Annotated in this window: 6 protein-coding genes and 2 pseudogenes; 4 read left to right on the forward strand and 4 right to left on the reverse strand. The window is 66.5% G+C overall.

The window, feature by feature from the left end; translation table 11 throughout:
• Window positions 1-550: 550 nt before the first annotated feature.
• Window positions 551-1,126 (forward strand): hypothetical protein, encoded by a 576-nt coding sequence (locus ACIOWN_RS34105; RefSeq protein ID WP_401984409.1) that lies wholly within the window; start codon window positions 551-553, stop codon window positions 1,124-1,126.
• 43 nt (window positions 1,127-1,169) lie between these two features.
• Complete coding sequence (locus tag ACIOWN_RS34110; RefSeq protein WP_401984410.1) at window positions 1,170-3,845, forward strand: Helicase associated domain protein; 2,676 nt, start codon at window positions 1,170-1,172, stop codon at window positions 3,843-3,845.
• Window positions 3,846-3,973: 128 nt separating this feature from the next.
• On the opposite strand, the gene ACIOWN_RS34115 is transcribed toward ACIOWN_RS34110, so the two are convergent.
• Window positions 3,974-6,718: an ATP-dependent RecD-like DNA helicase gene (locus ACIOWN_RS34115; protein ID WP_388354461.1), complete on the reverse strand. Its 2,745-nt coding sequence runs from the start codon at window positions 6,716-6,718 to the stop codon at window positions 3,974-3,976.
• A gap of 186 nt (window positions 6,719-6,904) precedes the next feature.
• A protein-coding gene (locus tag ACIOWN_RS34120) for an IS3 family transposase (protein ID WP_401984413.1) occupies window positions 6,905-8,156 on the reverse strand; the annotation gives its coding sequence in 2 pieces (ribosomal slippage) (window positions 6,905-7,844 and window positions 7,843-8,156; 1,254 coding nt in all).
• A gap of 302 nt (window positions 8,157-8,458) precedes the next feature.
• On the opposite strand from ACIOWN_RS34120, the gene ACIOWN_RS34125 reads away from it, so the two are divergent.
• Window positions 8,459-9,679: a type I-E CRISPR-associated protein Cse1/CasA gene (locus ACIOWN_RS34125; protein ID WP_401984414.1), complete on the forward strand. Its 1,221-nt coding sequence runs from the start codon at window positions 8,459-8,461 to the stop codon at window positions 9,677-9,679.
• A gap of 21 nt (window positions 9,680-9,700) precedes the next feature.
• Here the strand turns inward: ACIOWN_RS34125 and ACIOWN_RS34130 are convergent.
• Both ACIOWN_RS34130 and ACIOWN_RS34135 read right to left on the reverse strand, forming a co-directional pair.
• A protein-coding gene (locus tag ACIOWN_RS34130) for an IS5 family transposase (protein ID WP_401984419.1) occupies window positions 9,701-10,575 on the reverse strand; the annotation gives its coding sequence in 2 pieces (ribosomal slippage) (window positions 9,701-10,183 and window positions 10,186-10,575; 873 coding nt in all).
• Window positions 10,576-10,757: 182 nt separating this feature from the next.
• A pseudogene (locus ACIOWN_RS34135) lies at window positions 10,758-10,910 on the reverse strand (transposase); the annotation flags it as partial.
• A 98-nt stretch (window positions 10,911-11,008) separates the two neighbouring features.
• On the opposite strand from ACIOWN_RS34135, the pseudogene ACIOWN_RS34140 reads away from it, so the two are divergent.
• A pseudogene (locus ACIOWN_RS34140) lies at window positions 11,009-11,122 on the forward strand (IS3 family transposase); the annotation flags it as partial.
• Between the last annotated feature and the right edge of the window lie 94 nt (window positions 11,123-11,216).

The raw sequence follows: 11,216 nt of genomic DNA on the forward strand, positions 1-11,216 counted from the left end.
CCCGGAGCGGCGGGACTTCGTCCCGCCGCCGGGCTTCCGCTTCGCTGCAGCCCGGGCCGGCGGGTCCGCTGCGCTCCCCCGCCTGACGGTCCTTCGGCTGCGCCTTCGGAGCCGTTGGCCCGCTGACGCGGGCCGGGCTGGTTACGGGGGGTCGGGATTCTCTCCGCGTTCGACTGCCTCTAGGTGGTCCAGGGCCGTCTTGGTCGAACCCTGACTGCGGATCAGCTTCCATGTCTCAACCCCCGCAGCCCACTACTGCTCCGATACCGGCGAGGAGGAGCAGTAGACGCAGAGGCGGCAACCAGTGCTCACGCGTGAGTGCCTGCCCGGTCATGATCGCCCCCGCCAGTAGGGGCCCTCCGGCCTTGCGCAGCCACAGTTCGATCCCGTCCCACATCGCCCCACCCCTTGCTCAGGCCGCCGTCGATACGGTGCCGGGGCGCCAGCATACGAGGCTCTTGTTCGCTCACGCGGATTCATCCTGTTGCCTGCATCAGGTTGATGCAGCATGTACTGTTGGCGGAAACATGGGACACCCTCCAACTACCTGATGCGGGTCCTGGTGCCCGCGCGTCCGGAAAAGGGAAAACGCATGTGGAGTGCTCAGGACGTGGCGCGGGATCAGGTCCGGCGTCAGGCGAATGGCCTGGACGTCGCCGCCATTGCGGAAAAGGTCGCGGAGGCCGCTGTCCGTGAGCGGGAAACCGCGGAGCAGTTGAGGGGGAACGGTTCCTTCTACGAGTTCGAGATGGACCGGGAGCGGTCGGCTGCCATCTGGCTGGCCAAACACGCTGAGTGGCAGCGCGTCAGGGACTTTATGACTACGGCCGGTTGGGGCGTGTACGAGCCGGAACAGGACACTCAGGGCTCAGTGTGGGCTCGTGAGCGTGAGGAACGGCGTGCTGGTGCTGTTGCGGCACAGGGCGCCGTCGGGGCGCGGCGGGGGGAGGAGGCGGATGAGCTGCGGGCGGAGGTCTGGTTGTCCGCTGCGTCCGGTCGGCGGTTCCGGGTGGTGGCCGACCGGGCGGGGCTGCGCCCCTCTCAGGTCCTGGCCCAGCTTGCCGAGCGGATCGTCGTGGGCGAGGACGGTACGGTGTCCGTGCCGCCCTTCACGCCGTCCCAGTGATTTCCGAAGCGAGTGGAAAAGAAGGCAGAGGAGGAGTGCGGGAATGCTGGGTATTCAGCTTCGGGAACACCAGGTAGCCCAGAAAGCAAGTTTCCGTAAGTGGGTAGGATTCCCTGCAAGATCATCCGTGCCCCCTCAGGGGGCACGGGGCACGATCGTGTCCGCGACCGGGTCGGGGAAGACGATCACCGCCGCCGCGTGCGCGCTGGAGTGCTTCCCGGGCGGGCGGATCCTGGTGACCGTGCCGACCCTGGACCTGCTCGCGCAGACCGCCCAGGCGTGGCGCCTGGTGGGCCACCGGGCCCCGATGGTCGCGGTGTGCTCGCTGGAGAACGACCCGGTACTCAACTCGCTGGGGGTGCGCACCACCACCAACCCCATCCAGCTCGCCCTGTGGGCCGGGCACGGGCCCGTGGTCGTGTTCGCCACGTACGCCTCCCTCGTGGACCGCGAGGACATCGACGCACCCGAGGGCCAGCAGAAGGTTCGCGGACCGCTCGAGGCCGCCCTGGCGGGCGGAAAGCGGCTGTACGGGCAGCAGATGAGCGGTTTCGACCTCGCGATCGTGGACGAGGCCCACTCAACCGCAGGTGATCTTGGCCGTCCATGGGCGGCGATCCACGACAACCAGCGGATCCCGGTCGACTTCCGGCTCTACCTCACGGCCACCCCGCGCATTCTCGCCTCGCCCCGGCCGCAGAAGGGCACGGGCGGCCAGGAGCTGGAGATCGCGTCGATGGGTCAGGACTCCGAGACCTACGGGCCGTGGCTGGCCGAGCTCGGGCTGAGCGAGGCGATCGAGCGGGGCATCCTCGCCGGATTCGAAATCGACGTACTTGAGATCCGCGACCCCTCACCGGTCCTCGGGGAATCGGAGGAGGCGCAGCGGGGCCGGCGCCTGGCGCTCCTGCAGACCGCACTCCTGGAGCACGCGGCGGCGTACAACCTCCGTACAGTGATGACCTTTCACCAGCGGGTGGAGGAGGCCGCCGCGTTCGCAGGGAAGCTGCCCCAGACCGCAGCCGAGCTGTACGCCAGTGACGCCTCCGACGACGACCTGGCGGCTGCGGACCGGCTGCCCGCGTCGTCGATCGGCGCGGACTTCTACGAGCTGGAGGCTGGCCGCCATGTCCCGCCGGACCGGGTGTGGTCGGCGTGGCTGTGCGGCGACCATTTGGTGTCCGAGCGGCGTGAGGTGCTGCGGCAGTTCGCAGGCGGGATCGATGCGGCCGGCCGGCGGGTGCACCGGGCGTTCCTGGCGAGTTGTCGGGTGCTCGGGGAGGGCGTGGACATCACCGGCGAGCGCGGTGTGGAGGCCGTCTGTTTCGCGGACACCCGCGGCTCGCAGGTGGAGATCGTGCAGAACATCGGCCGGGCGCTGCGGCTCAACCGGAACGGCTCCACGAAGGTCGCGCGGATCATCGTGCCGGTGTTCCTTCAGCCCGGCGAGGATCCGACCGACATGGTCGCCTCCGCCTCGTATGCCGGACTGGTCGCTGTGCTCCAAGGCCTCCGCAGTCATGACGAGCGCCTCGTGGAGCAGCTCGCCTCCCGCGCGCTCACCAGCGGACAGCGCACGGTGCACATCCGGCGCGATGAGGACGGGCGGATCGTCGGCGCCGGCGGCGCAGGTGACAGCGAGGACCAGGAGCAGGAGCAGGACGGCAGCGGTGCCGCTGCCGAGTCGGCGCTGCTGCATTTCTCCAGTCCGCGCGACGCCGCGACCATCGCCGCGTTCCTGCGCACGCGGGTGTACCGGCCGGAGTCCCTGGTGTGGCTCGAGGGCTACCAGGCCCTGCTGCGCTGGCGAGCCGAGAACGAAATCACCGGCCTGCACGCCGTCCCCTACGACACCGAGGTCGAGGTCGGGGCGACCAAGGCGTTTCCGCTGGGGAGGTGGGTGCACCAGCAGAGGAAAGCCTTGCGGGCGGGCGAGCTGGAGCCACGGCGCAAGGAGCTGCTGGACGCGCCGGAGGCCGGCATGGTGTGGGAACCCGGCGAGGAGGCGTGGGAGACCAAGCTCGCCGCGCTCCGCTCCTACCGGCGCGCCACGGGACACCTTGCTCCGCGGCAGGACGCAATGTGGGTCGAGAACGAGGCCGAGGGCGTGGTGCCCATCGGGCAGCACATGGCCAACCTCCGCAGGAAGGGCGGCCTGGGGAAGAATCCAGAGCGGGTCGCCGTGCGTACGGAGCAGCTGGCGGCGATCGACGAGGACTGGAACTGCCCCTGGCCCCTGGACTGGCAACGCCACTACCGCATCCTCGCCGACCTCGTCGACGCCGACGGCCACCTGCCCAACATCGCACCCGGCGTACTGTTCGACGGCGACGACATCGGACGGTGGCTTCAGCGACAGAAGCAGCCGAGCGCCTGGAAGCTGCTGTCGTCCGAGCAGCAGGAGCGACTGTCCAGGCTGGGCGTGCAGCCCACTGCGGTGCCGCCTCCCGCCCCGGCGGCTAAGCGCGCAGCGAAGGGCCCGAGCAAGGCACAGCAAGCGTTCCAACGCGGCCTGGCGGCTCTCGCGCAGTGGGTGGAGCGAGTGGGCGCGGACCGGCCTGTACCACGCGGCCACAGCGAACAGATCACCGTCGACGGCGAGACCGAGCCCGTGACCGTGAAGCTGGGCGTATGGATCTCCAACACGAAGGCGAGACGCGACAAACTCACCCCCGAGCAGCGGGCCACGCTGAAGGAGCTGGGGGTGGAGTGGGCGTAGTGCTGAAGGTCGAAGGGCCAGGCGGAAGGCATTTCCGCTGGCCCCTTCGTGTGACTGGCCCCCGATTCTCACCAGACAACGTTGAGTTAGGAGGTGGGTCCGCGGGCTTCAACAGCTCCGAGTATCAGCTACGGAAGGGTGCGTGCCTTCTGCCGCTTCGGGCGCGCGCCAAGGGGCGTTACAGCACGGCGCGCTTTCAGTAGATTCTCATCCTTGATGTTCTCGCGCACCGCCAGTCGACTCAGGATCCGCTGCTGCGTCTCCGGAGTCCAGAACACCCCCAGTCGCCGACGAGCTCGCGTGATCGCCGTGTAGAAGATGCTGTGGGAGATGCGCTCCTCGTTCGCGTCCGTGATGACGACCTTGACGGAGTCGTACTCGAGCCCTTGAGCCTTGTGGATCGACACGGCATACGCGATCTGGAACGGGACCAACGTGTTGACGTCATCGTCATCATCGTCGGTGTTCCCTCGTTCGAATACATCGAACTGGACGACCGAGGTCTCGACCCAGCGCAGTTCGGTGTCGAACACATCATCTTCCGTGACCTCCTGTTCAAGGTGGACGTCGAAGGTGATCCGGCCGGGCACTCGGTCGATGCGGACGATCTTGCCCTTCAGGTTGTTGAAGATGACGGGGCGGAACCGGTCGGTCTCGTTGAAGAGCACCGGGTCGTCGACCTTGTAGGTGGACTCGCCCCATCTCACGGCGGGATTTGGATTGCTTGCCTGCAGGAACCGGTTGACGTTGTTGATGCCATAAAGCCCGTCGTAATTCAGGCAGAGCACGATCTCGTCGTCGCTTTGACGCTGGAAGAGAGAGTCGTCCAGCACCATCGAGTAGCCGTTCTTGGAGAGCGACTCTTCGATGCGGTCATCCAGGCTTCGCACCCTGTCCCACAGCGTGAGCAGGGCTTCGTCATCCGTCCGGAAGGGCTTGGTCAGCTCGAATACGGATTCCTCCGGGATGTAGGAGCGGATGAGGCTGAACCAGTTGCCGAACTCGATCGATTCGATCTGGTAGACGTCGCCGACGAGCACGAGCAAGTGGAAGCTGGTCTTCTCCAGCACTTCAAGCAGGCTTGCGTTGCTCAGGGTGCTGCACTCGTCGATCACGACGACGTCGTACATGGGGTCGAAGGACGAGCTGTTGTAGAGGTGCCTGGTGACGGTGCTGAACTCAGTGTTCGGAGCCTGCACTCGTCGCTTGAGGTTGTCGACGGCTGGGTTCGTGTGCGCGAGGAAGAGCTTTCGCTCAGCTGAGAAGTAGTTGGCGATGTGGTTCACCATCGTGGACTTTCCCGTGCCGGCCGCGCCGTAGACGAGGGCGACCTTCGAGCGTTCGAAGAGGGCCTTCAACGCCTCGGCCTTCAACTTGTCATCGATGGCTCCAGGGTTGGCGTCCAGCCACGCCTGCACGTCATCCGCGTGCCCGTCGAGGCCCTCGTCCGCGATCGCCTGGAGCTTCTCGATGATCGCGACGGTGGCGTTCTCGTAACCGACGATGAAGACATGTCTGTTCTCGTGCGCCAGTTTCCGCGACGCGTGTCGTTCGGTAGGCGGGAGCAGACTGTTGTGGCGGGCGATCAGTGCGTCCAGGTCACCTAGGTCCTCGAGGTCCGCTGCTGGTGTGTAGATCGAGCCGCACTGTTCGACATTGTTCCTGACCCGGCGCGCCAGTAGCTCGTGTGCCCTGCTCGTGGCGTCGAGGCTCTCCGCGAGATCCGAGAAGCGGGGATTGTGCCCACGCGGTGACGTGCAGAACGGCATCGTGTCGAACGGCAGACAACTCCACGAGACGCGAAGGTTCGACAGCCGGCTACACGGAGCCGGATCGAACTGGGCTTTGATGACTTGGTTGTGCATCTGAAGCATCAAATACCGCAGCAGGCGGGATCCTGGGCGGTGGGCACGGATGAGCGCGCGGGCTTGGTCGAGGATTGGGAAGATCATCGCCGTTCGTTGCGAATCGCTGAGCGCCCAGGTGCGGATCTGGGTGTAGCTCTGGTCGGCCATGTCCACGAGATCGAGGAGACTCGACCGCGTTTCGGTGAGGTAGCGCATCAGGTTGCGGTACTCGGCATGATTCGATTGAACTCGCGTCGCCTGATCGAAGAACCGCGCGAAGTTGTCGAACTCGCACGGCCGGATCGATACCTTCCATGAGCGGATTATTATGATCGGCATGGTCTGACCCAGGACCGTGATCGTCCCGCTCACCAGTTCCAAGCTGGCCGCGTACTTGTCAGTCAGGTCGATCTCGGTGAAACCGATGCTGCGATCGAACTTGCTCGTCCGATTGTGCGCGAGAGAGAACGTCACTTCGTAGTAAATACGGCCGCGGACAAAGAACGGCCGCGTGCTGTGAACGTAGTACCGCTCGCGGCGGAGGTTCGGCGATGGCATCGCCCGCGCTCCATCGATTCGCGCGGCGATCTTCTCGTGATACTCACGAAGTGACGGATCAAGGTCGATGGGAAATTCTTCAAGGTTGGCCAGAATCGCGATGCCGAACTGCTGCTGGGCCAGGCCGCGGATACGCAGCAAGTATTCGTAGTACTTGAGCATCAACCGTTCGGACGGGTCGCGATCGAGTGTGTAGTGCGAGGTGCTGGCTTGAAGTAGGTCGTGGAACCTGCTCAGGAGCCTAAACTTGGCGGTCGCCTTGACGATGTCCAGCGCCGGCCCCACCCGGTTGTAATGGAACTCGGCCGAGCGGTCGCTGAGGTGCGCCCAGACCACAAGCCCCTCGACGAGGTTCCGAAGCTGGGCGAGCAGATTCTGCGAGAGGAAGCCCCGGTCTCCGGCGGCGCTGGCGATGTTCTGACAGATCACGCTGTCCGCGGTCCGCACCTGTTGCTCTACTGACGCCATCGCTCCCGCCCGTCTCGAAGGACCACCTGCTCCGACGCACTCGTTCAGGACGACGATCGAGCGTCTCCGGGATGGCCCGCGACGCCCCTTGGGCTCCTGCGCGATCATGTCCCCGCACTGATTCTCACAGATCTGGCAGTCACCCAAGGTTGAACAGGTTGAACCGTTCCGGGTTCGGTAGAGATCTCAGATTGTGGTGATGACCTGGGGATTCGTGGATTCCATGTAGTGGTTGGCCTCGTATTCGACGGGCGGAACGTGGCCTATCTCACCGTGCAGTCTGCGGTGGTTGTACCAGTCGACCCACTCGGCGGTGGCCAACTCCACCTGGGATAGCGACTTCCAGGGCCCTTGCGGTTTGATCAACTCGGTCTTGTACAGGCCGATCGCCGACTCCATCAGGGCGTTGTCGCAGGCGTCGCCAACCGAGCCGATGGAGGCGGCGATGCCAACGGCGTCCAGATGCTCGGCGAGCTTGAACGATGTGTACTGCGACCCGGCGTCCGAGTAATGGATCAACTCGCCTGACCGAATGGGGTGCTGGTCGCGGTCGCGTTGCCAGACGGCCATCTCCGGAGCGTCCAGGACGAAGACGGTCTCCTTCACGGTGGCCGCGGACCAGCCGACGATCCGGCGGGAGAAGGTGTCCACGACGAACGCGACGTAGACGATGGCGGACCAGGTCTTCACATGGGTGCAGTCCGCCACCCAGCACCGGTTCGGAGCGACGGCGACGAAGTCGCGGTCGACCAGATCGGGGGCCCGCTCTACCTGCCCGCCGGGGATCGTGGTGATGACGCGCTTGCCGCGCACCGCGCCCTGGATGCCGAGTTCGCGCATCAGGCGCTCGACGGTGCAGCGGGCCACCGCATGTCCCTGCCGGTTCAGCTCGCGCCAGATCTTCCGGGCGCCGTAGACGCGGTAGTTGGACGTGTGGACCTCCTGGATCTGCTCCTTGGGCTCCGCATCGCGCACGCGGCGGGCGGAGGGAGTTTCGAGGCATTTCTTGTGGGCGTAGTAGGTGGCAGGGGCGATCGTGCAGTCGTGCCCGGTGAGCGTCCCGCAGATCGGCTCGACGCCGCCGAAGCGGTCCCGGTGCTCGTCGATAACGCTACGAGCGCGTGTGTGGCCGGTCGAGCCCGGCCGCGAAGAAACTCGCCGCGGCCTTCAGGATCTCGTTGGCCCGCTTGAGTTCGGCGTTCTCCTTCTTCAACGCCTTGAGCTGGGCGGACTCCTCCGTCGTCGTCCCCGGCCGCGTCCCCGCGTCGATCTCGTGCTGCTTCAGCCAGTTCCGCAGTGTCTCACGGGAGCCGATGCCGAGCTTGTCGGCGACCGCCTGCAGGGCGGTCGTCTCGTTCGGGTAGTCGTCGCGCACCTCGGCGACCATGCGCACCGCACGTCGGCGCAGCTCAAGCGGGTAACGGGAGGGTCGTGCCATGACTCGATCCTTCATGAAATCGAGTCTCCATTCGAGCCGGGACGGTTCATTGCCTGAAGGCTATTTCTGGGTGCGCAGAGCGCTTCCGCGACCACCGTACAGGCCGCTACTGACAGTTGAAATGGCCGCTTGCGCGCCCGTCTTATCTCACTTTATGTTGCTCCTGTCGCTGATCCGATATCAGGTCAACGGCCCGTATTGGCGCAGGCAGTTGATGCCTTAGTGCTCCCGGTTTCAGGGAGCCACTGTCCCGGCTGGAGCTACTCTCTGTGTTCAACGTGATGATGTCGCCGTGCGTGCCGATGAGGTGGCATCACGACGCCGACCCCACCGAACTCACACGGCTAACGCCCGGCGCGCTGCCTGCCGCCGCTCCGGGCCTCACGAGCCTCGCCCCGCTCGGTGAGGTGCTCGCAGCCGCGCATCTCGGCACGCTTGACGTCCCCAACGTGGCCGTCTCGTCCGCTCTACGCCGGCTCCTCGTGGCCCTGTTCATCCGCATCAGCGGCCTGGACATCGCCGACCCCGACGCATGGGACGACCGCTGGGACGAACTCCTGGACCAAGGTCACCTCGACCCCACAGACGTGAGCACCTACGCCACCAGGTGGGCCCACCGGTTCAACCTGGATGACCCCAAGCGGCCGTTACTCCAGGATCCGCGACTCGCGACCGAGTGCGGCGCCCCAGCACCCCCGGCAAAGCTCGTTATGACCCGGGCGTCCGGGAACAATCAGCCCTGGCTGGACCGGACGCCCCAGGAGGCGCCCATCACGCCGCACGAGGCCTTCTGGTGGATCCTCGCCTGGCGGCAGTACGGGCCGTGCGGGCTCGGAGCGAACCGCAGCCACAACGGCGTCACGCACAAGTCCATGGCCGCCGCCCCGCTCCGGTCCGTCATCTCCTGGCATCCCGAGACCGGCAACGAATACACCAACCTCCTCCTGTCGGCACCCCACCCCACCGACATCCCCGTCACCGGGCCCGACCTGCCCGAGTGGGAACAGGCCAGCCTTCCCGATCCCCTCCGCCCCGAACTGCCCACCGGCCCCGTGTCCCGGCTCATCAACCGGGCCGCGCACGCCACCCTCACCCGCACCGACCCGCCCACCGGCCAGATCACCGCTGTGTGGGCAGCATGGCGCACCCCTGTGCCCACTGCCATGAAGGAAGCCGACGCGAAGAAGGCCCTCGAAGTGGCGGCCGAGGCCGTCACGGCTGCGGACGACCCGTTTTTGATCAACCGCACCAAAGGCGGCCCCGTCCGCGCCAACCACGCTCGCGCTCTCGCGCGGGACTTCGACTCCCTTATCCACATCCGGCGCCCCGGCGACACCACGAAGGCGGCTACCACACCGCCCGCATGGATCCGGCTCCTCGACGCCCTCCCTGTCGAGGCCCTCGACCAGCTCGGCCCCATCCGCGCGCGAGCTCTCGCCTGTCACACGCTCCCGCAGGCGCGAGCAGCCCTCGACGACGCCCGGAACGTGTGGCAGGGCCTGACCGGACGCCGCCCGCTCTAGGGCGTGTTTTGAAAGTGCTGGTCACAGCCACTCGTTGATGGCTGCGACCAGCACGGTCGCCTCGTAGCGGACTGCGAGCTTGTCGTATCTCGTGGCGACCGCGCAGTGCCGCCTGAGGCGGTTGATGCCGCACTCCACCGCGTGGCGCTCTTTGTAGTCGGCCGCGTCGAACTTGGGCGGCCGGCCGCCGTGGGAACCGCGTTTCTTGCGGTTGGCGATCTGGTCGCGCTTCTCCGGGATGGTGCAGCGGATACCGCGCTTGCGCAGGTAGGCGCGGTTCGCGCGGGAGCCGTACGCCTTGTCGGCACGAACCTTGTCCGGCCGGGTGCGCGGGCGGCCCGGCCCGAGCCGGGGCACCCGGATGCGGCCCAGGACCACCTGGAACTGCGGGGAGTCGCCGCGCTGTCCGGCCGTGATGACCAGCGACATCGGTTTCTGGGCCTGCTCGACCGCCAGGTGCAGCTTGGTGGTCAGCCCGCCCCGGGAGAGTCCGAGCCCGTGGTCGTCGGGCTCGGTGAACACACCGCCGGGCGGCTCGATCTGCAGGTCCCCTTTTTGCGGGCGCCGGCCGCATGCTGGTGGGCGCGGGCGATGGTGGAGTCCACCGAGACGTCCCAGGTGATCAGCCCCTCGGCGTCGGCCCGGGCCTGCAGTCGCTCGAAGATGCGGTGCCAGGTGCCGTCCCGCTGCCAGCGCCGGAACAGGCCGTACACCGTCTGCCACGGGCCGTACCGCTCGGGTACGTCCCGCCAGGGAGCGCCGGTGCGGGTGCGCCGGCGTATGCCGTCTATCAACTGCCGCTTGGTGTGCACCGGTGGCCGTCCAGGCTTCTTGCCGACCGGGAGCAAGGGCTCCAGCTTCGCCCACTGTGCATTCGTCAGATCGTGCCGCCCCACGAAGTGGATCTTGACACATCAAGATCCACTTCTGAAACGCACAACGGTTTTGCCACGGACGCGTTGCGGTCGACCCGGAAGTGTGCGAGATCGTCGGCTACTCGATGGCCGACCACCACCGCGCCGGCCTGGTCGTGGACGCACTGAAGATGGCCGCCGGACGCGGGCAGCTGCAGCCCGAGGCGGTAGCCGTTGCGGTGGTTGACTCTCTCCTCGCTGACCTGGCCGTATTCGGCATTGCAGAGGGCGTCGGCCTCCGCGGACATGAGCGCGTCGGCGAACGTTTTGATCATCGCGCGCAGCAGATCGGGACTCGCCGAGGCGAGGTTGTCAATCGATGGCGCTCATCGGTCGATTATCGCCAGCGGCCGAAGCCGTCGACAGGCGGGGCCTCACTACAGGGCGAACGTTGCCTGATGCGGCTGTGCCCGCCCCGGACCTGATCGGCCGCGACTTCACCGCGACCGCGCCAGGGATGAAGCTGGTCGGCGACATCACCTACATCGCCACCGGCGAGGGCTGGCTGTATCTGGCGACGTGGCTGGACTGAAGCTTCCCCGTGATCTTGGACACTCGATGCTTACGCCACGAGGGCGTGTTCTTGTTCGAGGCGCTGCCGGGTCTCCAGCGGGGTGAGGTAG

The sequence above is a fragment of the Streptomyces sp. NPDC087787 genome, assembly GCF_044743035.1.
GTDB lineage: Bacteria > Actinomycetota > Actinomycetes > Streptomycetales > Streptomycetaceae > Streptomyces.

Excerpts from the sequence above, each read along its gene's own strand:
- ACIOWN_RS34125 (WP_401984414.1), top strand. The coding sequence starts at position 8,459 with ATGAGGTGGCATCACGACGCCGACCCCACCGAACTCACACGGCTAACG.
- ACIOWN_RS34110 (WP_401984410.1), top strand. The coding sequence starts at position 1,170 with ATGCTGGGTATTCAGCTTCGGGAACACCAGGTAGCCCAGAAAGCAAGT.
- ACIOWN_RS34115 (WP_388354461.1), bottom strand. The coding sequence starts at position 6,718 with ATGGCGTCAGTAGAGCAACAGGTGCGGACCGCGGACAGCGTGATCTGT.
- ACIOWN_RS34105 (WP_401984409.1), top strand. The coding sequence starts at position 551 with ATGCGGGTCCTGGTGCCCGCGCGTCCGGAAAAGGGAAAACGCATGTGG.